At 70.8% G+C, this 21451-nt stretch carries 21 protein-coding genes; 11 read left to right on the top strand and 10 right to left on the bottom strand.

What is annotated here, in order from left to right:
* The first annotated feature begins 28 nt into the window (after nucleotides 1-28).
* The gene (locus OUA97_RS15005; RefSeq protein WP_267232784.1) at nucleotides 29-1696 is read left to right on the top strand and encodes an MFS transporter; all 1668 of its coding nucleotides are present in this window, start codon (nucleotides 29-31) and stop codon (nucleotides 1694-1696) included.
* Between the two features lie 25 nt (nucleotides 1697-1721).
* Here the strand turns inward: OUA97_RS15005 and OUA97_RS15000 are convergent, their stop codons facing one another.
* From OUA97_RS15000 to OUA97_RS14985, 4 genes are all read right to left on the bottom strand, one after another.
* Nucleotides 1722-2744: a phosphotransferase gene (locus OUA97_RS15000; protein WP_267232783.1), complete on the bottom strand. Its 1023-nt coding sequence runs from the start codon at nucleotides 2742-2744 to the stop codon at nucleotides 1722-1724.
* A gap of 68 nt (nucleotides 2745-2812) precedes the next feature.
* The gene (gene modB, locus OUA97_RS14995) at nucleotides 2813-3511 is read right to left on the bottom strand and encodes a molybdate ABC transporter permease subunit (protein WP_267232782.1); all 699 of its coding nucleotides are present in this window, start codon (nucleotides 3509-3511) and stop codon (nucleotides 2813-2815) included.
* Nucleotides 3508-4401, bottom strand: coding sequence for a precorrin-2 dehydrogenase/sirohydrochlorin ferrochelatase family protein (locus tag OUA97_RS14990; RefSeq protein WP_267232781.1), 894 nt, complete (start codon nucleotides 4399-4401; stop codon nucleotides 3508-3510). Before OUA97_RS14990 ends, modB begins: the two co-directional genes overlap by 4 nt.
* The gene (locus OUA97_RS14985) at nucleotides 4402-4713 is read right to left on the bottom strand and encodes an MliC family protein (RefSeq protein WP_267232780.1); all 312 of its coding nucleotides are present in this window, start codon (nucleotides 4711-4713) and stop codon (nucleotides 4402-4404) included.
* A 121-nt stretch (nucleotides 4714-4834) separates the two neighbouring features.
* Here OUA97_RS14985 and OUA97_RS14980 point away from each other — a divergent pair, with 121 nt between their 5' ends.
* Nucleotides 4835-5323 (top strand): (2Fe-2S)-binding protein, encoded by a 489-nt coding sequence (locus OUA97_RS14980; RefSeq protein ID WP_267232779.1) that lies wholly within the window; start codon nucleotides 4835-4837, stop codon nucleotides 5321-5323.
* A gap of 14 nt (nucleotides 5324-5337) precedes the next feature.
* Nucleotides 5338-7524: a xanthine dehydrogenase family protein molybdopterin-binding subunit gene (locus OUA97_RS14975; protein WP_267232778.1), complete on the top strand. Its 2187-nt coding sequence runs from the start codon at nucleotides 5338-5340 to the stop codon at nucleotides 7522-7524.
* 45 nt (nucleotides 7525-7569) lie between these two features.
* Here OUA97_RS14975 and OUA97_RS14970 read toward each other — a convergent pair whose 3' ends face one another.
* Both OUA97_RS14970 and OUA97_RS14965 read right to left on the bottom strand, forming a co-directional pair.
* Nucleotides 7570-10797: an autotransporter domain-containing protein gene (locus tag OUA97_RS14970; RefSeq protein WP_267232777.1), complete on the bottom strand. Its 3228-nt coding sequence runs from the start codon at nucleotides 10795-10797 to the stop codon at nucleotides 7570-7572.
* A 269-nt stretch (nucleotides 10798-11066) separates the two neighbouring features.
* Nucleotides 11067-11675 (bottom strand): nucleotidyltransferase family protein, encoded by a 609-nt coding sequence (locus tag OUA97_RS14965; RefSeq protein ID WP_267232775.1) that lies wholly within the window; start codon nucleotides 11673-11675, stop codon nucleotides 11067-11069.
* 29 nt (nucleotides 11676-11704) lie between these two features.
* On the opposite strand from OUA97_RS14965, the gene moaA reads away from it, so the two are divergent.
* Genes moaA through glp form a run of 6 tightly spaced genes read left to right on the top strand, consistent with a single transcriptional unit; the run spans nucleotide 11705 to nucleotide 15635 of the window.
* The gene (moaA, locus tag OUA97_RS14960) at nucleotides 11705-12739 is read left to right on the top strand and encodes a GTP 3',8-cyclase MoaA (protein ID WP_416362434.1); all 1035 of its coding nucleotides are present in this window, start codon (nucleotides 11705-11707) and stop codon (nucleotides 12737-12739) included.
* A gap of 4 nt (nucleotides 12740-12743) precedes the next feature.
* Complete coding sequence (locus OUA97_RS14955; RefSeq protein ID WP_267232773.1) at nucleotides 12744-12983, top strand: MoaD/ThiS family protein; 240 nt, start codon at nucleotides 12744-12746, stop codon at nucleotides 12981-12983.
* Nucleotides 12980-13432 (top strand): molybdenum cofactor biosynthesis protein MoaE, encoded by a 453-nt coding sequence (locus OUA97_RS14950; protein ID WP_267232772.1) that lies wholly within the window; start codon nucleotides 12980-12982, stop codon nucleotides 13430-13432. The genes OUA97_RS14955 and OUA97_RS14950 overlap by 4 nt, the downstream gene beginning before the upstream one ends.
* Nucleotides 13429-13977 (top strand): molybdenum cofactor biosynthesis protein B, encoded by a 549-nt coding sequence (gene moaB, locus OUA97_RS14945; protein WP_267232771.1) that lies wholly within the window; start codon nucleotides 13429-13431, stop codon nucleotides 13975-13977. Before OUA97_RS14950 ends, moaB begins: the two co-directional genes overlap by 4 nt.
* The gene (gene moaC / locus OUA97_RS14940) at nucleotides 13978-14448 is read left to right on the top strand and encodes a cyclic pyranopterin monophosphate synthase MoaC (RefSeq protein ID WP_267232770.1); all 471 of its coding nucleotides are present in this window, start codon (nucleotides 13978-13980) and stop codon (nucleotides 14446-14448) included. It begins immediately after the preceding gene.
* Nucleotides 14445-15635: a gephyrin-like molybdotransferase Glp gene (gene glp, locus OUA97_RS14935; protein ID WP_267232769.1), complete on the top strand. Its 1191-nt coding sequence runs from the start codon at nucleotides 14445-14447 to the stop codon at nucleotides 15633-15635. Before moaC ends, glp begins: the two co-directional genes overlap by 4 nt.
* 71 nt (nucleotides 15636-15706) lie before the next feature.
* Here glp and OUA97_RS14930 read toward each other — a convergent pair whose 3' ends face one another.
* Complete coding sequence (locus tag OUA97_RS14930; protein WP_267232768.1) at nucleotides 15707-16696, bottom strand: XdhC family protein; 990 nt, start codon at nucleotides 16694-16696, stop codon at nucleotides 15707-15709.
* A gap of 101 nt (nucleotides 16697-16797) precedes the next feature.
* Here OUA97_RS14930 and OUA97_RS14925 point away from each other — a divergent pair, with 101 nt between their 5' ends.
* Entirely contained in the window at nucleotides 16798-17673 is an 876-nt protein-coding gene (locus tag OUA97_RS14925) for a bifunctional regulator KidO (RefSeq protein ID WP_267232767.1), read from the top strand.
* On the opposite strand, the gene ald is transcribed toward OUA97_RS14925, so the two are convergent.
* Both ald and mtgA read right to left on the bottom strand, forming a co-directional pair.
* Nucleotides 17670-18788 carry an alanine dehydrogenase gene (ald, locus tag OUA97_RS14920; RefSeq protein ID WP_267232766.1) on the bottom strand — a complete coding sequence of 373 codons (1119 nt, stop codon included), beginning with the start codon at nucleotides 18786-18788 and terminating at the stop codon, nucleotides 17670-17672. The genes OUA97_RS14925 and ald overlap by 4 nt on opposite strands.
* A 59-nt stretch (nucleotides 18789-18847) precedes the next feature.
* Nucleotides 18848-19552: a monofunctional biosynthetic peptidoglycan transglycosylase gene (gene mtgA / locus OUA97_RS14915; protein WP_416362433.1), complete on the bottom strand. Its 705-nt coding sequence runs from the start codon at nucleotides 19550-19552 to the stop codon at nucleotides 18848-18850.
* A gap of 180 nt (nucleotides 19553-19732) precedes the next feature.
* On the opposite strand from mtgA, the gene OUA97_RS14910 reads away from it, so the two are divergent.
* A complete protein-coding gene (locus tag OUA97_RS14910; protein ID WP_267232765.1) occupies nucleotides 19733-20395 on the top strand; it encodes a nitroreductase in 663 nt (220 codons plus the stop codon).
* 6 nt (nucleotides 20396-20401) lie between these two features.
* Here OUA97_RS14910 and OUA97_RS14905 read toward each other — a convergent pair whose 3' ends face one another.
* Entirely contained in the window at nucleotides 20402-21367 is a 966-nt protein-coding gene (locus tag OUA97_RS14905) for a WD40 repeat domain-containing protein (RefSeq protein ID WP_267232764.1), read from the bottom strand.
* Nucleotides 21368-21451: the final 84 nt, after the last annotated feature.

Here is a 21451-nt window from a genome sequence, read left to right as displayed (position 1 = left end):
CTCTGGTCAGTTTCGGGGGAGACCAGGGATGGCGGACGTCGCCGTGGAAGCAGCCAAGAAGCCTGCGTCGTTGCGCACCGTGGTGGCCGCCTCGTCGGCCGGCACCGCCTTCGAGTGGTACGACTTCTTCGTCTTCGGCAGCCTGACCCAGGTCATCTCCAAGACCTTCTTCTCGGGCTTGCCCGACACCGTCGGCTACATCGCCGCCCTGGCCCTGTTCGGCGCCGGCTTCCTGTTCCGCCCGCTGGGGGCGCTGGTGTTCGGGCGAATCGGCGACAAGGCCGGGCGCAAGGGGGCGTTCCTGGTCACCGTGGTGTTGATGGGCGCGGCGACCTTCGCCATCGGCCTCTTGCCCACCTACGCCCAGATCGGCCTGCTGGCCCCGGCGCTGCTGGTGCTGATGCGGATCATCCAGGGCTTTGCGCTGGGCGGCGAGTACGGCGGGGCGGCGATCTACGTCGCCGAGCATGCGCCGGCCGACGGCCGCGGCCAGGCGACCGGCTGGGTGCAGACCTCGGCCGCGCTCGGCCTGTTCGGGGCGCTGACGGTGATCCTGGTCACCCGCGTCGTCCTGGGGAAGTTCTTCGGTCCCGAAGCCTTCGACGCGTGGGGCTGGCGGATTCCGTTCCTGGTCTCGGCCGGGCTGCTGGCGATCTCGATCTGGATGCGGCTGAAGCTGTCGGAAAGCCCCGCCTTCGCCAAGATGAAGGCCGAGGGGACCGCTTCCAAAGCCCCGTTCGCCGAGGCCTTCGGCCAGTGGCGCAACCTCAAGATCGTGCTGCTGGCCCTGGTGGCGGTGATGTTCGCGCAAGGGGCGGTCTGGTACACGGCGTTCTTCTACGTGCAGACGTTCATGGAGCGGTTCCTGAAGGTCCCGCCCGAGACCATCAACCTGCTGATGCTGTCGGCGACCGCGGTCAGCGCGGTCGGCTATGTCGCCTTCGGATGGCTGTCCGACAAGATCGGCCGCAAGCCGGTGATGCTGTTCGGCATGGCCTTGATGCTGGGCGCCTACTTCCCCGGCTTCCAGATGTTGACCCAGACGCTGAACCCGGCGCTGTCGGAGGCCCAGGCCCGCACGCCGGTGATCGTGGTCGCCGATCCCAACGACTGCTCGCTGCAGTTCGATCCGGTCGGCAAGGCCGCGTTCCTGTCCTCGTGCGACATCGCCAAGAGCGTGCTGGCCGGGGCCGGCGTCTCCTATGACAACGAGGTCGGGGCCGCGGGCGCGCCGGCGATGGTGCGGATCGGCTCCACCACCGTGCACTCGGCCAGCGCCGTCGGCCTGGTCGGAAACACCGCCAAGGCCGCCAAGGCCAAGGTCGAGGGGGAGATCAAGGCCGCCCTCGCCTATGCCGGCTATCCGTCGCAGGCCGACCCGGAGCGCATGAACCTGCCCGGCGCGTTCACGGTGCTGCTGGTGTTCGTAATCGCCGCCACCGCGCTCTACGGCCCGATCGCCGCCTGCCTGGTCGAGCTGTTCCCGACCCGCATCCGCTACACCGCCATGTCCCTGCCCTACCACATCGGCACCGGCTGGGTCGGCGGCTTCACCCCGTTCACCGCCTTCGCCATCGTGGCGGCGACCGGCCACGTCTATTCCGGGCTCTGGTACCCGTTCGTGTTCACCCTGATCTCGGTCGTGGTCTGCCTGCTACTGCTGCCTGAGACCCGCGGCCGGCCGCTGGATCAGTAGGGCGCCCTCTCTCCCAAGCCGGCGATCAAGCTTCCCTCTCCCCCGCGGGGGAGAGGGAAATCAGCGCCAGCGCCTCAGCGAACTGCGGCGTGCGCAGGCCCTCGAGCGCCGCGGACAGCCGCGCCTTCACGTAGCTGAAGCGCCCCGCCTCACTGTCCAGCACCGGTTCGCCCAGGGTCAGCGCCTCGTGCAGTTGGTCGAGCGAGCGTCCCGACAGGTCGCTCGCCGGCCGCTGGTCGCCGACCGCGTTCGCCATCACCAGGCCGTAGAACAGATGGTTCACCTGCCGCATGACCCGCAGCCGCGCGCGGCGGGTCTCGTCCACCGCCCCGAAGTAGGTGGCCAGCAGCAGGTCCTCGTGCGCCGGCGTGCGCGCGAAGAGGTTGGCGATGCAGGCGAGGTCGACATAGCGGTCGGCGAGGAACGCCGACTCCCAGTCGATGAGCCACAGGCGCGCGCCGTCATAGAGGATGTTGCGCGGGTTGAGGTCGTTGTGGCTGGCCACCAGGTCGGCCGGATCGGTGCGATAGCGCTCGCGCAGGCCCTTGTACCGGTCGAGCAGCTCAGCCATGGCGGCCGGCGCCACCAGGCCGCGGGCCTGGAACTGGGCGACCAGGGCGTCGATGCCATCGAGATAGTCGACCAGCGGCGGGAACGGCGGGCCGGCGTGCAGGGCGCGCACGGTCTGGGCGGCCTCGACCACCAGCTGCTCGGGCGTGCCGCGGTACTCCAGCGAGAGCGGCCGCTCGTCGATGAAGTCCATGATCGCCACCCCGCCCTCGGCGTCGGCGTAGCGGACCCGCGGGGCCAGCAGGCCGGCGGCGGCGATGCGCATGCAGGCGTAGCTGCGGGCCGGATCGCGGAAGCCGTCGCGGGCCTGATCCAGGCGCAGCAGGTAGGCGATGCCGCCCACCCGAATGCGGAACACGCCCGCGCCCGAGAGCCCGCCGCCGAGGGCGACGATGGAGTCCGGCTCGGCGACGCCGAAGGCTTCAGTCAGGCCGCGGGCGAGCGCGGCGCGCACGGCAGGTGGAAAGTCGAGCGCCATGGCGCGTCCTCCGATAGGGAGGCCGCCTTTTACCCGGATATTAATTGGCGTCAATATTATCCGGGTAATTATCCCCGATCGCCGCGGGCGGCCCGCGCCGCCCAGCGGCTGACCGCGTCGGAGACCAGCACCGCAGCGACCGCGATCACCGCCGCGACCAGGCACAGGGCTGCAGCCCGCGCCTCGTCGCCCGGCGACTGAGTCGCGCCATAGATCGCCGCCGGCAGGGTCAGGGTCTCTCCCGGGATGGCGGCGACGAAGGTGATGGTCGCGCCGAACTCGCCCAGCGCCTTGGCGAACCCAAGGATCGCCCCGGCCGCCACCCCGGGCAGGGCCAGCGGCAGGGTGATGCGGAAGAAGCGGACCAGCCGCCCGGCCCCCAGGGTGCGGGCGACCTCGTCCACCTCGCGATCGACGGCCTCGATGGCGAGCCGGATCGGCCGCACCATCAGCGGAAAGGCCATGACCCCGGCGGCCAGGGCCGCGCCGGTCCAGTCGAAGGCGAAGACCACGCCGACCTTCTCGAGCGCCTGGCCGACCGCGCCGCGCCGTCCGAACAGCAACAGCAGCACATAGCCGGTCGCCACCGGCGGCAGCACCAGCGGCAGGGTGACAGCGGCGTCCAGCACCACCCGCAGGGCGAAGCGGCCGCGCGCCTGGGCCAGCGCCACCAGCACCGCGATCGGCAGCGCCACAAGGGTCGCCGCGCCGGCCACCCTCAGCGACAGCATCACCGCGGCGAGGTCGTCGGGAGTCAGGCTGCTCACGGCGCGGCCGTCGGCAGGATCTCGACCGCCACCCCGGCGCCGGCCAGCGCCGCGAGGTGCTCGCCGCCCAGGGGCGCGGTCATGACCCAGACCACAACCTGCCCGGCGGCGCTCAGGGCGGCGAGGCGCTCGGGACTAGCCTCGGCCGGCGCCAGGCGCTCGGCGTCGCGGCGGGCCAGCGAGATGATCGCCGGATCGGCGCCGGGCTCGGCGACCAGCAGGTCGGCGGCGGCCAGGGCCCGGACTGCGCGCAGGGTCAAGAGGTCGACCGGGCCGCTTGCGACCACGATCCGCAGGCGCCCCTGGGCGGCGAATCCGCCGGCCAGGGCCTCGCGCAGCAGCTTGGCCGCACCCTGCATGTCGCCGACCATGGCCGCCGAGGCGGCAGGCCCGGCCAGCGCCTCGCGCAGGAAGGCGCGGCGTTCATGCAGTTGCGGCAGGGCGGCGCGGACCTCGTCCTGCATCTGGCGGAACAGGGCCGCGACCCGCCCGGCGCCCTCGGGCACGCGTTGCTCGATGTCGGCGCGCAGCATGGTCGCCAGCATCGGCGAGGCGCCGCCGGTGCCGATGGCGGCCACCACCTCGCCGCGGTCGATCACCGCCGGGGTGGTGAAGTCGCAGAGTTGTGGGCGGTCGACGACATTGACCGGCACGTGGGCGGCGCGGGCGGCGGCGGCGGCGGCCTGGGCGAAGTCTTCGTCGGCGCTGGCCACGAAGGCGAGCGCAGCGCCGGCATAGGCGGCGGGATCGGCCGCGTCCGCCCCCTGCAGGTGGACGATGCGGGCCGGCGACCCAGCCAGCAGGCGCAGCTTGGCCTGCGCCGGCTCGCCCGAGCCGGCGACCACCACCGTGCGGCCGCTGAGCGGAAAGAAGGCGGGAAAGGCGTCCACCTAGCCGGTCTTGCAATCGCGATAGGGTGCGCCGGGAACGCCGGTCAGCATCGCCTCGTCGCCCTTGCTGAACAGCTCGACCCCGCCGCGAGCGTATTTGGCGCCCGACGCCGACGGAACATGCGGCAGGCTGTAGGTGCGCTCCCCGGCCCGGACCAGCGCCTTGTCGCCGGCCAGGTCATAGGCGGCGGTGAACGCGCGGCCCCCAGCACAGGCATAGGTCTGGGGCGTGTCGGTCGCGTCCATCGGCGCCACGCTGGCGCAACCGGCCAGAACCAGCGCCGCGCCGATGGCGAACATCACCCTTCGCATCCAGGTCCCCTGACTGTCCGGCCCGCAGCCTAGCCGTGGTCGCTCCGAAACGCAGCCACTTTACCGGCGACGCTGAACGCCGTTAGAATGAGCGAACGCTCACATTGCGGGAGGGATATCCATGGCCATGACTCTGGACGTCAACGGCAAGCCCCTGGCCGTCAAGGCCGCGCCCGACACGCCGCTGCTGTGGGTGCTGCGCGACGAGCTGCAGCTGACCGGCACCAAGTACGGCTGCGGCATGGCCCAGTGCGGGGCCTGCACGGTGATGGTCGACGGCCAGGCGGTCCGCTCGTGCGTCACCCCTATCGAGGCGGTCGCCGCCGGCAAGATCACCACCATCGAAGGCCTGGGCGGACAGCACCCGCTGCAGCAGGCCTGGGTGAAACACGACGTGCCGCAGTGCGGCTACTGCCAGTCGGGCCAGATCATGTCGGCCGCCGCGCTGCTGGGCGCCAATCCGAAGCCGACCGACGCCGACATCGACGCGGCGATGGACGGCAACATCTGTCGCTGCGGGACCTATCAGCGGGTCCGCGCCGCCATCAAGGACGCCGCGACCATGCCCGCCCCCGCTCCGGCCGCCGCCGCGGCGCCGGCCAAGGCCTGAAGGGAGACGCCCAGATGAACGCTCCCGTGAACAAGACCGACATCGCCGGCGCCACGCGCCGCGACCTGGTGATCGGCGCCGCCGTGGTCGGCGGCGCGCTGGTGGTCGGGGCCTGCTCGCCCGGCGACCTGCTCTCGATCGGCGCCAAGGAGGACTTCGGCGCCTTCGGCCCCTTCATCAAGATCGCCCCCGACGGCGCGGTGACCGTGGTCTCCAAGCACATCGAATTCGGCCAGGGCAACCATGCGGGCCTGGCGGCCATCGTCGCCGAGGAGCTCGACGCCGACTGGTCCAAGGTCAGGGTCGAGCAGGCTCCGGCCATCGCCAAGGTCTACGCCAACACCGGCATGGGCGTGCAGGGCACCGGCGGCTCGTCGGCGATCTCCAACTCCTGGGACCAGCTGCGCAAGGCCGGCGCCTCGGCGCGGGCGATGTTCGTCGAGGCCGCCGCCAACAAGTGGAGCGTGCCGGCCGGCGAGATCGCAGTGAAGGACGGCGTCCTCTCCCATGCCGGCTCGGGCAAGAGCGCGGCCTTCGGCGAACTGGTCGCCGACGCGGCCAAGGCCACGCCTCCGGCCACGCCGGTGCTGAAGGACCCCAAGACCTTCACCCTGATCGGCACCGACCGCGTGCGCCGCAAGGACGCCCAGGCCAAGTCCGACGGCACGGCCCGGTTCACCCAGGACGTCCAGCTGCCGAACATGCTGATCGCCATGGTCGCCCATGCGCCCAAGTTCGGGGCCAAGGTCGCCTCGTTCGACGCCGCCGAGGCCAAGAAGGTCCCGGGCGTGGTCGAGGTCTACGAGATCCCCAGCGGCGTGGCCGTGGTCGCCGAGACCACCTGGGCCGCCAAGCAGGGCCGCGACGCGCTGAAGGTCACCTGGAACGAGGACGCGGCCGAGAAGCGGTCCTCCGACGCCATCCTGGCCCGCTACAAGGACCTGGCCTCCGGCAAGGCGCAGCCGGCCGACAAGGAGAAGTGGCAGGCCTTCGAGAGCAAGGGCGACATCGCGACGGTGAAGGGCGAGGCGTTCGAGGCGGCCTACGACTTCCCGTACCTGGCCCATGCGACCATGGAGCCGATGAACTGCGTGGCCCAGGTCGGCGGCGGCAAGGCCAAGCTGACCTTCGGCTCGCAGATCCCGACCGTCGACCAGCTCAACACCGCCAAGATCATGACCATGCTGCCCGGCGCGGTGGAGATCGAGACCCTGTTCGCCGGCGGCTCGTTCGGGCGGCGGGCGAACTTCCAGTCCGACTACGTCGCCGAGTGCGTTGAGATCGCCAAGAAGGTCGGCAAGGACCGGCCGGTGAAGCTGGTCTGGACCCGCGAGGACGACATGGCGGCCGGCTATTTCCGGCCGATCGCCCACCACACCGTGCGCGTCACCCTGGACAAGGACGGCTATCCGGCCAGCTGGCGCCAGCGGGTGGTCACCCAGACCCTGATGAAGGGCTCGCCCATGGGCCAGCCCAAGCTGGACGAGACCGCGGTCGAGGGAACCCTCGGCTCGCCCTACCTGAAGGCGACGCCGATCGTCGACGCCCAGCTGATACAGCCCGACTCCGGCGTGCCGGTGCTGTGGTGGCGCTCGGTCGGGGCGACGCACACCGCCTATGTGATGGAGCACACCATCGACCAGCTGGCCCGCAAGGCCGGCAAGGACCCGGTCGAGTATCGCCGCGCGCTCTACACCAAGGCCGGCGCGACCCGGCACTTGGCGGTGCTGAACCTGGCCGCGGAAAAGGCCGGCTGGACGACCCCGGCGCCGGCCGGCTGGACCCGCGGCGTGGCGGTGCATGAGAGCTTCGGCTCGGTCGTGGCCCAGGTCGCCGAGGTGAAGCTGGACGGCGGGGTTCCGAAGGTCGGCCGCGTGGTCACGGCCATCGACTGTGGGACCGCCATCGCCCCCGACCAGATCGCCGCCCAGATGGAGGGCGGCACCTGCTACGGGCTGTCGGCGGCGCTGTTCGGCCAGGTCACCCTGAAGGACGGCGTGGTCGAACAGGGCAACTTCGACACCTACCGCGTGCTGCGCAATTCCGAGGCCCCGACGGTGGAGACCTACATCGTCCCGTCCGGCAACGCGCCGAGCGGGGTGGGCGAGCCGGGAACCCCGGTGATCGGCCCGGCGGTGGCCAACGCCCTGCTGGCCATCAGCGGCCAGCCGACCCTGAGCCAGCCGTTCGTCAAGGCGTAGGAAGGCTCCCCCCCGGACCCGAAGGCCCGAGGGGGGCGCCGATCATCACCAGCTGATCGAAGCCGCCGCGCGGATCGCATGGCTGTCCGAGGCGTCGGTCCAGCCGTAGCGATAGCCGAGGCTGACGCGGGTGCGGTCGCTGATCGCCGCGTCGAGCTGAGTCGACAGCTTCACCGCCGTCTCGCCGGCCGAGGCCGCCGCAACGTCGAAGCTGCTTTGGCCCAGACGCGCGCCGAGGATGGTGGAGTCGTCGCCGAACTCCTGGGTCACGAACAGCGACGCGAACGGGCGCAGCTTGATCGCGCCGGCCTGGGTGTCGGTGCTGATCTTGCCGCCGACGCGGCCCTGGACCGCGGTGCGGGTTTCGCTGGCGAAGCGCAGGGCGCCGGTAGCCTCGCCGTCTTCGCTGACCGCGTCACGTTCGGCGCGGTCGGCGGCGAGGCCCGCGGCCAGCACCAGGTCGGTGCGGCCCATGGCGAAGCGGCGGCCCGCCTCGAGATCGGCCGACAGCGAGGTTCCGTCCGCCTTGCCCAGATAGGCGCGCGCGCCATTGGCCAGGGTGACCGAGCGGGTCAGCTTGTAGTCGTCGAGCCCGGCGGCCACCACGCCGTTGACGTAGGTCTCGCCCGAGCGCCAGGCGCCGTAACCGTGCAGCTGATAGCTGTTGGTGCGGGCCGTCCCCATGCCGCGGCCGTCGACCTCGGTCTGGGCGTAGCTGACCGCGGCGCCGATCAGCAGGTCGTCCGACAGCGGCTGATCGACGCCGAAGATCATCGAGCCGCGGTCGGTGCGATAGCCGTTGGCCGCGCGGTCGCCGTCGATCTCCCAGGTGTCGGCGCCGGCCAGGCCCCAGACCTTGCGGGCGCCGAAGGCCGTCTCCAGACGGTCGGTGACCTCCAGGCGGGTGGCGCGACCGGAGGCCAGCACCGCTTCCATGCCGTCGGCGTGGATTTCGCCGGCGGCCTGCTGCAGAGCGTCGAGCAGTTGCGGCTGCTTGAGGCCGACGAGACCGCCGGCCACGCCCGCGTCACGCTGACCGGGCGCCAGGCGCGCGGCGTCGACCACGGCGCCGACGGCCTGGGCGTTCAGCTTGCCGGCGCGCGCCGCCAGGGCGCTGTAGCTGTTCGGCGTCACCGCCAGAACCACCGCCTTGGGCAGGTAGAGCACGTCGAAGCGGGTGTTCTCCGCCAGGCCCGAGGTCGGCTGCAGCAGCGTCGCGAAGGCGCCGGTGACGCCGCCCTCGGCGCTGACGACCTGGAAGCTGTCGCCGATCTGCGGGGTGTAGTTGTTGTTGGCCGAGCCGGTGATGCCGCGAGTGATCGGGGCGATCGTGCCGCCGGCGGTGTAGACGCTGTTCGCGCCGGCCAGGACCAGTTGGTCGTGGTGGCCCGCGCCGTTGCCGGCCGTCGGGCCGTCGATGTCGAGCTCGAGGACCGATCCCGACGCCTGGGTGACGCTGCCTGCGACCACGAGGACGCCGGGCGAATTGCCGGGCGACAGGACGCCATCGACCTCGACATCGCCGTTGACGCGGCCCGAACCGCTCATCGTCCCGTCGCCGTCGACCCAGACCTGGCCCGAGAAGACGTTATTGAAGGCCAGCTGGCCTTGCTGGACGCAGGCGCCGATCTCGTTGGAGCCGGCGGCGTTGAGGCTGAGACGTCCGGCGCCGGCCTTGATGAAGCAGTTTCGACCGGTGAGCACGCCGTTCAGGGCGACGTCGTTGCCGCCGGTGTCGAAGCGCGCGTTCTCGCCCTGGACGTTCAGGTTCTGGCTGATGACCATACCCGAACCGGCGACCAGTCCCGCGCCGTTCCCGAGGATGATCTGCCCGCCGGGCGCGCCCAGCGCCTGCTGCGAGCCGGCCACCACCGTGCCGCCCTGGATGTCGAGCGAGCCGAAGGTGTTGGCGCCCGTCAGGATCAGCGTTCCGCCCCCGCGCTTTTCAAGCTCACCGGGTCCGGTGATCGAGCCTGCCAGGATGACGTTGTGGCCGCCGGTGTTGAAGCCGCCCTGCGCGCCAAGCAGCAGATGCAGGGGATTGAGGATGCTGGCGTCGCCCAAGGCCTGCAGCGATCCGCCGCCGCCCAGTGTCACCAGCCCGCTCGGAGCACCGAGCGCGCCGCCGCCGTTGAAGGCCACCACGCCGCCCTGGACGTTGAGGCCGTTCTGGGTGTTGGTTCCGGTGAGGGTCAGCGTGCCCTCGCCTTCCTTGCGCAGCGCGCCCTCGCCCGACAGGGTTCCGGACAGCGTGACGTCGTGGCCGCCGGTGTTCACCGTGCCGCCGGCTGCGCGAACAAGGAAGTCGCTGCTGACCGAACCGGGAGCGTTCAAGCTCAGCGACCCGCCGTCGAACACCGGGTTGACCCGTCCGCCCAGCACGTCGTCCGGCGAGAAGGAACCGCCCACGCCGATGTCCGGCACGTTGGTCGAACCCCCGCCGCCGCCATTGGCGCCGATCGCCGCGGCGATGTCGGTGCCGAATATGTACTGGTACTTGAAGGTGATCTTGTCGCCGACGTTCAGAAGGTCGCCGAGATTGAAGCCGAGGCCGATGGTGTTGTCGCCGTCACCGATGTTGATGCCGGACAGGTAGGAGGCCGTGTCCGTGGTCCAGCTGGTGACCGCCGCGTTGTGCGTCAGCGCCTCCTTGGTGAAGAGGCCGATCACATACTTCGACGCCAAGGCCTCGGCATAGACGATGTCCTTGCCGTCGACGCCGGTCGCGCCAATGAAATTGTTCGTCGCGCTAGCATCACCGGCAGCGGCCTGCGCATCCGGGTCGGTGAAGCGCGCGAATGTCAGGCCGGTAAGGCTTGTCAGCGCTTCGACCGTGGTCACGATGTTGAGCTGCTGGCCGTCGGCGTTGAAGTGATAATCGTGAGTGATCGTAAACAGGCCGGCGGCCGTGCCCACCCACACCGCACGCTGAGCGAACGTCGTGCCGTCCGTGTACGCCACACCATTGTAGGAATGTAGCTCTCCGGTCAGGCTGATTGCAGGACCATGGTTGTTGTTCGTCGACGAGAACGCCGAACTGCCCATTCCGGAAAGCGTGAAGCCTTCGAAGGCCCAACCCGGAGTGAGATAGTCATAGGCCGGGTTGAAGCTCCCCTTGCCGGTTCCGTCGTACAGGATGCCGGGGCTCTGGTTGCCGCGCTTACCCAGCGTGCCGTAGTCGTTGATGCCGACCTTGATGTAGTCGCCGCTGAGGATCAGGTGATCTAGCGGCGCCGCCGCGGCCATCGGCGAACTCAGCGCCGTCCCGGCCATGGCGAGCAGCGCGAGGCGCGACCACCGGCTCTTTGAAACTCGGCCGGAACGCAGGCCGCACGAAACCATCCGTGCGGCGACCGCCGCACGCTCAACACTCGAATTCAACAAGACTAAAGCCCCAGACCCCTTTGGCGGCGGCGCTCGGCCGGACCGCTGATTTCTTCATTCAACTTTCCGCGTGGGCGCGCTTCTGCTGGCCCGGATGGATCGCGGTTGAGGCTTTTTGACGAAACTTGTTTAATGAAGCTTGACTGTAAAATAGGCGCCTAACGCGGCAGGTCGCCGGGCTCGTCGACGTCGAACAGCACGCCGTCGTCGGGCGCTTCGACCAGGGCCAGGCGGTCGCCCAATCCCTTGAGGATCGCCCGCGCGCCGGCGTCGCCGCGGAGGCGCAGCAGCTCCGGCAATAGGGCCGCGCCGATCAGCGCCGGATGACCGCGCTGCCCCTCGAACACCGGGGCGGCGGCCGGCGCGCCGCCGCGCACCGCCGCGGCGAGCTTTCCAAGCACCGCGTGGGGCACGCGCGGCATATCGCCGAGGAAGACGAACGCGCCTGCACAATCGGAGGGCAGCACGGCGGCGGCGCGGCGCAGCGACGCGCCCATGCCCTCGTCGTGGTCGGCGGCGTGCACCACCAGCAGGCGCGAGACGGCGCCCGAACGCGCGGCAAAGTCGCGCGCCGCGGCCTCGACCTCCGCCGCCGCCGTTCCGGTGACCACGATCACCCGGCGGACGGGCGCGGCGAAGGCGGCGGCCAGGGCGCCGTCCAGCAAGGCGCCTCCTGCCCACGGCGCGAGCAGCTTGCCGCCGCCGAACCGCCGGCCCGCGCCGGCGGCCAGGACGACAGCCTCGAATTCGGGCGCCCCTGTCGCCAAACCGCGTTCCCCTCTATCTTATGGTCGCCATGACGCCCTATGACGCCGCATCGCCGCAAGTGGCTTCGGCCCAGCCGTTGATCGACGGCTTCGGCCGCACGGTGAGCTATCTGCGGGTCTCGGTCACTGACCGCTGCGACCTGCGCTGCGTCTACTGCATGTCCGAGCACATGACCTTCCTCCCGAAGGCCGAGGTGCTGACGCTGGAGGAACTGGACCGCATCGCCTCGGCGTTCGTGGCTCTGGGCACGCGCAAGCTGCGGATCACCGGCGGCGAGCCGCTAGTTCGCAAGGGCGTGATGGGCCTGTTCGAGAACCTGTCGCGTCACCTGAAGTCCGGGGCGCTGGACGAGCTGACCCTGACCACCAACGGCACGCGGCTGGAGGAATTCGCCAGCGACCTGGCGCGGCTGGGCGTGCGGCGGGTGAACGTTTCGATGGACACGCTCGACCCGGCCAAGTTCCGCGTCCTGACCCGCGGCGGCCAGCTGCCCAAGGTCATGGCCGGTATCGACGCGGCCCTGGCCGCCGGCCTGTCGGTCAAGATCAACGCCGTGGCGCTGAAGGACGACAACGCCGCCGAACTGCCCGACCTGATCGCCTGGGCCCACGCCCGCGGCTGCGACATGACCCTGATCGAGGCCATGCCGCTGGGCGAGATCGAGGTCGACCGCACCGACCAGTTCATGTCGCTGAAAGACGTCCGGCGAAGTCTCGAGAGCTTCTGGACCTTAAGCGAAATCGCCCACCGCACCGGCGGCCCGGCCCGGTATGTCCGGGTCGAGGAGACCGGCGGGCGGCTGGGGTTCATCACCCCGCTCAGCCATAATTTCTGCGAGAGCTGCAACCGCGTGCGGCTGACCTGCACCGGCACCTTGCACACCTGTCTGGGCCGCGAAGACGCCAGCGACCTGCGCGCGGTGATCCGCGCCGGGGCCGACGACGCAGGCCTGGTCCACGCCATCCGCCTGGCGATCGACGCCAAGCCGCAGGGCCACGACTTCCAGATCGCGCGCGCCGCCGCCCCGGCGGTGGCCCGCCACATGTCGACGACCGGGGGCTGAGATTATGGCGCGCGTGCTGTTGTTCGGTCGCCTGAGCGACGTCGCCGGCTGGCGTTCGCGCGAGCTGGACGCCGACTCGATCGCCGGCCTCACCGCCCTGTTGTCGGACGAGGACGCGGACCTCGCCGAAGCCCTGGCCCGGCCCGGCGTCCAGGTCGCCCTCGACCAGGAGATCGTGCGCGGCGATGCGGTGCTGACCGCGGCCTCCGAGGTCGCCTATCTGCCGCCGATGAGCGGCGGATGATCAGCCTGACCGACCAGCCGTTCGAGCCCGGCGCGCTGCTGACCGCCTTCAGCCGGGGCCGCGACGAGACCGGGGCCATCGCCACCTTCACCGGCCTGGCCCGCGCCGAACGCGGCGCCACCACGAGCCTGGAGCTGGAGGCCTACCCGGGCTTCACGGAAGCGGCGATCGGCAAGATCGCGGACGAGGCCAAGACCCGCTTTTCGCTCGACGACTTCCAGATCGTCCACCGGGTCGGAAAGATCGCGCCTGGCGAGGCCATCGTCTTCGTGGCCACCGCCGCCACCCACCGCCGCGCGGCCTTCGAGGCCTGCGATTTCCTGATGGACTACTTGAAGAGCCGCGCCCCCTTCTGGAAGAAGGAGACCGGCCCCGACGGCGCGCGCTGGATCGAGCCGCGCGACCAGGACCACGCCGACATCGCCCGATGGGAGAGCACCAAGCCATGAACGCCTTCACCCCCGGCGGCCGCATCGACGAGAACCAGGCGATCAAGCCGGTCCGCATCGCGGTGCTGACCATCTCCGACACCCGCGACGAGGAAAGCGACACCTCCGGCCACGTGCTGGCCGAGCGGATCAAGACCGCCGGCCACGAACTGGCCGACAAGGGCATCGTCAAGGACGACGTCGCCCAGATCCGCGAGCAGATCAAAGCCTGGGTCGCCTCGGGCAGCGTCGATGCGATCATCACCACCGGCGGCACCGGCATCACCGGCCGCGACGTGACGCCGGAGGCGGTCGAGCCGCTGTTCGACAAGAAGATCGACGGCTTCTCGGTGATCTTCCATCTGGTCAGCTACCAGTCGGTCGGCCTGTCGACCCTGCAGAGCCGGGCGACCGCCGGGATCATCGACGGGGTGTTCGTGTTCTGCCTGCCGGGCTCGAACGGCGCGGTGAAGGACGGCTGGGACAAGGTGATCTCGGCCCAGCTCGACAGCCGCCATGGCCCCTGCAACATGGTCGAGCTCATGCCCCGCCTGCTGGAACAGTAGGTGAGCAAGCTCACCCACATCGACGAGACCGGCCGCGCCCATATGGTCGATGTCTCGGGCAAGGCGGTGACCTCCCGCGAGGCGACCGCCGAGGGTTTCGTGCGCATGGATGCCGCGACGCTCGCCCTGGCGCTGTCGGGCGACGCCAAGAAGGGCGACGTGCGCGCCACCGCCGAGATCGCCGGGATCATGGCCGCCAAGAAGACGTCCGACCTGATCCCGCTGTGCCACCCGCTGGCCCTGAGCAAAGTCGAGGTCCGCGTCGCGCCGGCCGACGGCGGCCTGGCGGTGACGGCGCGGGTGAAGACAGCGGGTCAGACCGGCGTCGAGATGGAGGCGCTGACCGCCGTCTCGGTCGCCTGCCTGACGATCTACGACATGCTGAAGGCGGCCGACAAAGGCATGACCATCGAGACCGTGCGGCTGCTGACCAAGAGCGGCGGCAAGTCCGGCGACTGGGCCCGCGCATGAAGCTCATGCCGGTCGAGGACGCCCGCGCCGCGATGCTGGCTGAAGTCGCGCCCCTGGCCGGCGAGACCATCGCCCTGAAGGCCGCCATCGGCCGGGTGCTGGCCCAGGACGTCGCCGCGGTCCGCGACCAGCCGCCGTTCGCCGCCTCGGCCATGGACGGCTGGGCGCTGCGCAGCGCCGACGCCCCCGGAACCCTGACCATCATCGGCGAGAGCGCCGCCGGCCACGGCTATGAAGGCGAACTGAAACCTGGCCAGGCGGTGCGGATCTTCACCGGCGCGGCGATGCCGGCCGGCGCCGACACCATCGTCATCCAGGAAGACGCGACCCGCGAGGGCGAGACCGTCACGGTCCCGGCCTCCGCGCCCGGGGCCAATCTGCGCCCCGCCGGGGGCGACTTCCGGGCCGGCCAGGCGCTGCTGCGCGCCGGAACCCGCATCGATCCCTGGCGGTTGTCCCTGGCGGCCTCCGCCGGGCGCGCCGAAGTCCTCGTCCACGCCCGGCCGCGGGTGGCCATCGTGTCCACCGGCGAGGAGATCGTCGAGGCGCCGGCCGCGCCGGGCCCCTACCAGATCTACGATTCCGGCGCGCCGGCCCTTGCCGCCATGGTCGAGGGCTGGGGCGGCCAGGCGTTCAAATGCAAGCCCGTCCGCGACGAGCTCGACGCCGTGATCGCCGCGCTGCGCGAGGCCGACGCCGAGCTGATCGTCACCGTCGGCGGGGCCTCGGTCGGCGACCACGACCTGGTCCGCGCCGCCGCGCAGGCGCTCGGCCTGTCGCTCAAGGTCGCCAGCGTCAATGTCCGCCCCGGCAAGCCGACCTTCTTCGGGGTGCTCGGCGACGGGCGCAAATTGCTCGGCCTGCCCGGCAACCCGGCTTCGGCCTTCGTCTGCGCCGAGCTGTTCCTCAAGCCCATCGTCATGAAGCTGCAGGGCGGGGCCGAAAACCTGTCGATGGCGAGCGCGAAACTGGCCGTGCCGATGGCCGCCAACGGCTCGCGCGAGCACTGGATGCGCGCCAAGCTGAGCCATGTGGACGCCGCCCTGATCGCCGAGCCCTATCGCGACCAGGATAGCTCGCTGGTCAGCGTCTTCGCCGCCGCCGACGCGCTGCTGCGCCGCCCCGCGAACGCTCCGGCGCTGGCCGCCGGCGACCTGGTTGAGGTGCTGCCGCTGGCGCGGGGGTAGCGCAACCGAGTGTTATCCCGGTTTGCGCAGCAGGACCGGGACCCATTCGCGCCGCGCCGGCGAATGACAGCTTAGGGGACCGCCGTCACCCGCTTCGGCGTCGCCTTGCGCGGCTCCTCGGCCAGGCGCGCATGGCGCAGGGCGGTGATTTCGCCGATCACCGACAGCGCCACCTCCCACGGGGCCTTGCCGCCGATGTCGAGGCCGATGGGGGCATGCAGCTGCTGCAGGCGAGCTTCGGAAAAGCCGGCCGCGCGCAGCGGAGCCAGCCGCTCGGGCAGCCGCTTGCGCGCGCCCAGCAGGCCGACATAGCCGGCGTCCGACGGCAGGGCGGCGGCCAGGGCTTCGCGGTCCAGGTCGAGATTGTGGGTGGCGATGGCGATGGCGGTCCAGGCGTCGGTCCCGATCGCCGCCAGCGCCGCCTCCGGCGCGTCGCGGCGATAGGCGATCCCAGTGATCGGCGGCGGGCTCTGCGGCCCCTTGGGCCGCACCAGGGTCGTCTCCATGCCCGCCTGGGCGCCGAGCTGGGCGATAGCGAGCGCGGTCGGGTCGGCCCCGAACACCACCAGCCGCGGGGTCGGCTCATAGGCCTGGACGATGGCGCCGTCCCACGGCGTCGGCGCGGCTGCGCATTCGCGGCGCGTCCCGTCGCTGACCCAGACCACCGGCCGGCGGGCCTGATGGGCGGCGAGCAGTTCGAGCAGGGCCGGATCGTCGGGCGCCACCCGCTCGACGAAGATCTCGATCCGCGCGCCGCAGAGCAGCTGGATGTCGGGCCAGGGACTGCCGGCCCCGTAGACCAGCCTGCGGGGCGCGCCATCCTCCAGGCAGGCGAAGGCGTGGTCGGCCACGTCGCTCTCCACGCAGCCGCCGGAAAAGTAACCGGAGACGATGCCATGGGCGAACGCCATCTGGGTCCCGGGCGGGCGCGGGCCGCCGCCCTCGACCGAGGTCAGGGTCGCCAGGGCCACCGGAAGATTCCGTTGCTGGGCTTGGGATAGCGCGGGCCGGACGTCGTCGGCCATGCCGAACGTCGGCCATTCGGGGAGCGGCTCTCGCATGGCTCGACTTTAACTCCCTGGAAAGGTCCTAGACACCGGTTCTTTAGGCATTGCCGTGAAGATGGCGCTTCCTCGCTTCCGTATCCAGCGTCACCGGCTTCATGATCTCACCGCTCTCCAAGCTCGGCCTCGGCTCCGCACAGTTCGGTCTGGACCAGACCACGCTGGTGCGCGGCCGCGCGCCCAAGGCCGAAGCCCGGGACATCCTGGACATCGCCGCGCGTGCGCAACTGCCGGTGCTGGACGTGGACAGTCATTCCGGCGTCGCCGTGGCGGCGCTGGGCGAAGTGCTGCCGCGCCCGACGCCGTTCCGCGTCTCGATCTCGACCGTGCGTCCCGACCGCGGCCCCGACTATGTCGAGGCCGAGGCCCGCGCCACCCTGCGCCGTCTGGGCGTGGAGCAGGCCGACGCCATCCTGGTGCCTTGCGCCGCCGATCTGTTCGGCCCGCACGGCATGGCCCTGTGGAACCGCCTGCGGGCGATGAAGGACGCCGGCCTGACCCGCAAGATCGGGGTGTCGGTGTTCGCCTCCGACGACCCGCTGGGCGTCGCCCGCCGCTTCCGCCCCGACATCGTCCAGGCCCCGGCCTCGCTGCTCGACCAGCGGCTGCTGATCGACGGCACCCTGGCCGCCCTGGCCGGGCTGGGGATCGAGGTGCACCTGCGCTCGATCTTCCTGAACGGCCTGCTGTTCCTGCCGCCGGACCGCGCGCCGACCCACCTGAAGGCCGCCGCCAGCCGCATCTCGCGCGCTCGCCGGCTGATCGCCGAGGGCCGCTCGGACCCGCTGCAGGCCGCTTTGGGCTTTGCGCTCTCGCGCGTCGAAGCCGCCACCGTGCTGGTCGGCGTCACCTCCCCGGCCGAGCTGTCGGCGGTGATCGCCGCTGCGTCCAGCCCGCCGCCTGATCTCGACTGGGACGAGATGGCGATCGACGACCCGATCGCCCTCGACCCCCGCGCCTGGGCTGCGGCCTAGCGCTTGGCCCAGACCCCGAACGGGTCGACGAAATCCTTGCCGAGCGCTTGGGCCACCGCCGGGTGGGTGACGGCGCCTTTCAGCACGTTCAGCCCCTTGGCCAGGTGCGGATTGTCCCGCAGCGCCTCCAGCCCGCGGTCGGCCAGCGCCAGGCCGAACGGCAAGGTGGCGTGGACCAGCGCCTCCGACGAGGTGCGCGGCGCGGCGCCCGGCATGTTGGCCACGCAGTAGTGCACGACGCCGTCGACCACATAGGTCGGCTCGGCGTGAGTGGTCGGGTGCGAGGTTTCGAAACAGCCGCCCTGGTCGATCGAGACGTCGACCAGCACCGAGCCGGTCTTCATCCTTTTCAGGTGCTCGCGGCGGACCAGCTTCGGCGCCGAGGCCCCCGGGGTCAGCACCGCGCCGATCACCACGTCGGCTTTCAGCACCTCCTCCTCGACCGCGTCCAGGGTCGAGTAGCGGGTCAGGATGCGGCCCTGATAGAGGTCGTCGATCTGGCGCATGCGCGGGATGGAGCGTTCCAGCACCACCACCTCGGCCCCGAGGCCGGCGGCCATGCGCGCGGCGTTGATGCCCACCACCCCGCCGCCGAGCACGCAGACCCGCGCCGGCGGCACGCCCGGCACGCCGGAGATCAAGAGCCCCATGCCGCCGTTGTGCTTGAGCAGGGTCTCGCCGGCCGAGAACACCGCGATCCGCCCGGCCACCTCCGACATCGGGGCCAGCAGCGGCAACCCGCCGGCGGCGTCGGTCACCGTCTCGTAGGCGATCCCTGCGCAGCCCGAGGCCAGCAGCCCGTCGGCCTGGTCGGGATCGGGGGCGAGGTGCAGATAGGTGAAGAGAATGTGGTCCTGGTTCAGTCGCACCCACTCGCTCGGCTGCGGTTCCTTGACCTTCACGATCAGCTTGCTGGCGGCGAAGATCGCCTCGGCGTCGGCGACAATGGCCGCGCCGGCCCGGCGATAGGCCTCGTCGGCATAGCCGGCTCCGGTTCCGGCCCCGGCCTGCACCGCCACCTCGTGGCCGCGCTCGACATATTCGCGGACGGCGGTGGGCGTCAGGCCCACCCGATGCTCGTTCGGCTTGATCTCGCTGGGAACGCCGACCTTCATGCAGCCGCCTCCGTCCAGGTTTGGCCCCCAGCGGAGTTGGATGGCTTATCGGCGCGCGGTCAACCCAGCACGCAGGCGGCCATGCCCTCGCGGTTGATGGTCCCGGCCGCCTTGCCGATCTTGCCCGAGCGGCGCTTCACGTAGGGACCCGGCTTGGCCGCGCGCCATTTCAGCGGACTGGGCAGGATGGCCGCCAGCCGCGCGGCCTGGGCCGGGGTGAGCTTGTCGGCGCTGACCCCGAAATTCTTCTGGGCGGCGGCCTCGGCGCCGTAGACGCCCGGGCCCCACTCGATGGAGTTGAGATAGACCTCCATGATCCGCGGCTTGCCCCAGATCACCTCGATCAGCACCGTGAAGTAGGCCTCCAGCCCCTTGCGGACATAAGAGCGGCCCGGCCACAGGAAGACGTTCTTGGCGGTCTGCTGGCTGATCGTGGAGCCGCCGCGCAGCTTCTTGCCCTTGGCGTTGGCCTCGTAGGCCTTCTCGATGGCGTCGAAGTCGAAGCCGTTGTGGTCGCAGAACTTGGCGTCCTCGGCGGCGATCACCGCGCGCACCAGGCGCGGCGAGATTTCGTTCAGCGGCTTCCAGCGGCGGTCGAATCCCTGGCCCTCTGTCACCCGCTGGACCATTAGCCAAGTGATCGGCGGCGGCACGAACCGGTAGATGGCCGTGACCATGACCGGGCCGATCAGGCCGAAGATCAGCACCAGCACGAACAGGCCGCCGATCAGCCGCCCGAACAACCCCTTAGACGCCCTAGCCAAGTCTCTTGCCCTTACCCCACGGCCACCACTCTTCGAGGCTAGCCTCGAAGAGTGGATATTCATTTAGGGTGTGGAGCGTGACGGCCGCGGAACCGGTATCCACTTCCGGCTGTCACGCTCCAGATGTTAGCGATGCTCGGGCCGGGGTTTCCGGTCAAGCCGCCGCAAGGACGCAATCTGTTGAACGTTTCCGACGCCGTCGCCGCCCGCCAGTCGATCCGCGCCTTCAAGCCGGACGTCCCTTCCGCCGCCGTGGTGCGCGAGATCCTGGAGGCGGCCGCCCGCGCGCCCTCCGGCGGCAATCTGCAGCCGTGGCGGGTCTACGCCCTGGCCGGCGAGCCGCTGGCGCAGTTGAAGGCCCAGGTGGCCGCCAACCCGATGGGCGAGCCGATGGAGTACGACGTCTATCCGCCGGACCTATGGGAGCCGCTCCGCACCCGGCGCTTCAAGAACGGCGAGGAGCTGTACGCCTCGGTCGGCATCCCGCGCGAGGACAAGCCCGCTCGCCTGCGGCAGTTCGCACGCAACGGCGAGCTGTTCGGCGCGCCGGTCGGGCTGTTCTTCTGCCTCGACCGCAAGGTCGGCCCGCCGCAGTGGTCGGACGTCGGCATGTACATGCAGACGGTGATGCTGCTGGCCACCGAGCGCGGCCTGGACACCTGCGCCCAGGAGTACTGGGCCCGCTATCCGCGGAGCGTGGCCCAGGCGGTGGGCCTGCCGGCCGACCACATGGTGTTCTCGGGCATGGCGCTGGGCTGGCGCGACGAGGCCGCGCCGATCAACACCTTCCGTTCCACCCGCGACCCGTTCGAGGTCTGGGGGGAGCTGAAGGGGTTTGAGTAGCTTCGCTTAGACGCTCGCCACGCCCGCGGCGCCGTCCTCGTCGCCCCAGGCGACCCGGGTCCCGTCCTTGCTCATGGCCAGGGCCGCGATCGCCGCGCCCTTCTCGGCCTTGAGGGGGACGATCTTCTGGCCGGCCAGGTCGCAGGCCCAGACCCGGCCGTCGTCGAGCCCGGCGCAGACCCATTGCCCGCCCGGCATACCGTCGACCCGCACGACCATGGCGCTCTCGTCGAAGCCGACCTCGGCCGCCTGCTTGCCCATCGGGCCGGTCGCCCCGGCGAAGGGCCAGGCCACCAGGCCGTTGGCGCCGGAGGTGATCAGCAGCTGGCCCTTGGCGACGAAGGACATGCTTTTGACCTTCACCGGATAGCCGCCCATCCGCAGGTTCTTCTCGTCGGCGACGCGCCAGCCGTGCAGGGCGTTCTCCTGCATGGCCGACATCAGGAACTTGCCGTCGGGGCTGAAGGCCAGGCCCACATGGCTGCCGGCCCACTTCAGGACATAGGGCTTCTGCTCGGCGATCTTGGCGTACCAGAGCCAGGCGCCGCCATAGGTCGCCGCGGCGATGCGGCGGCCCTTGGGGTCGAACACGACGGCCGCCACCGACTTCTCGTGGATGAAGGTGCGGGCGAAGGCCGGATCGGCGCTGTCGCGGACATGCAGCTCCTTGCCGGCCGAGAAGGCGATCAGCTTGGATTCCGGCGAAGCGTCGACCGAGTCGATCCAGCGGCCGGGGATCTTGGCGAGCTCGGTCGCGCCGGAAACCCGCGACCAGACGACGCGTCCGTCGTCGCCGCCGGTGATCAGGCCCTCGCCGCTCGGGTGCAGGCAGGCGCAGAGAATCGCCCCGTCGTGGGCTTCGACCTGCTCGCCCGACTCGAATCGGACGGTGCCGTCGCCGAGGGCGAACAGGGCCTTTCCGTCCTTTCCGAACAGGGCGGCGGTGACATAGGCGTCGAACTGGAAAGTCATGGCGCGGTCTTACCTGCCTAACATTGGTCTTGGCGAGAGGCGGAATCGCTCGGAATCACGCCCGGCAAACAGGCGCCGAGCAGA

Source organism: Phenylobacterium sp. 58.2.17 (assembly GCF_026411515.1).
In the GTDB taxonomy this organism is placed as follows: Bacteria; Pseudomonadota; Alphaproteobacteria; order Caulobacterales; family Caulobacteraceae; genus Phenylobacterium.
This window is presented reverse-complemented; position numbering and strand designations above follow the sequence as displayed.

Coding starts and splice junctions, on each gene's coding strand:
- OUA97_RS15005 (WP_267232784.1), top strand. CDS start 29: ATGGCGGACGTCGCCGTGGAAGCAGCCAAGAAGCCTGCGTCGTTGCGC.
- OUA97_RS15000 (WP_267232783.1), bottom strand. CDS start 2,744: ATGGCGCTCGACTTTCCACCTGCCGTGCGCGCCGCGCTCGCCCGCGGC.
- OUA97_RS14985 (WP_267232780.1), bottom strand. CDS start 4,713: ATGCGAAGGGTGATGTTCGCCATCGGCGCGGCGCTGGTTCTGGCCGGT.
- OUA97_RS14980 (WP_267232779.1), top strand. CDS start 4,835: ATGGCCATGACTCTGGACGTCAACGGCAAGCCCCTGGCCGTCAAGGCC.
- OUA97_RS14975 (WP_267232778.1), top strand. CDS start 5,338: ATGAACGCTCCCGTGAACAAGACCGACATCGCCGGCGCCACGCGCCGC.
- OUA97_RS14970 (WP_267232777.1), bottom strand. CDS start 10,797: ATGGCCGGGACGGCGCTGAGTTCGCCGATGGCCGCGGCGGCGCCGCTA.
- moaA (WP_416362434.1), top strand. CDS start 11,705: ATGACGCCCTATGACGCCGCATCGCCGCAAGTGGCTTCGGCCCAGCCG.
- OUA97_RS14955 (WP_267232773.1), top strand. CDS start 12,744: ATGGCGCGCGTGCTGTTGTTCGGTCGCCTGAGCGACGTCGCCGGCTGG.
- OUA97_RS14950 (WP_267232772.1), top strand. CDS start 12,980: ATGATCAGCCTGACCGACCAGCCGTTCGAGCCCGGCGCGCTGCTGACC.
- moaB (WP_267232771.1), top strand. CDS start 13,429: ATGAACGCCTTCACCCCCGGCGGCCGCATCGACGAGAACCAGGCGATC.
- glp (WP_267232769.1), top strand. CDS start 14,445: ATGAAGCTCATGCCGGTCGAGGACGCCCGCGCCGCGATGCTGGCTGAA.
- OUA97_RS14930 (WP_267232768.1), bottom strand. CDS start 16,696: ATGCGAGAGCCGCTCCCCGAATGGCCGACGTTCGGCATGGCCGACGAC.
- OUA97_RS14925 (WP_267232767.1), top strand. CDS start 16,798: ATGATCTCACCGCTCTCCAAGCTCGGCCTCGGCTCCGCACAGTTCGGT.
- ald (WP_267232766.1), bottom strand. CDS start 18,788: ATGAAGGTCGGCGTTCCCAGCGAGATCAAGCCGAACGAGCATCGGGTG.
- OUA97_RS14905 (WP_267232764.1), bottom strand. CDS start 21,367: ATGACTTTCCAGTTCGACGCCTATGTCACCGCCGCCCTGTTCGGAAAG.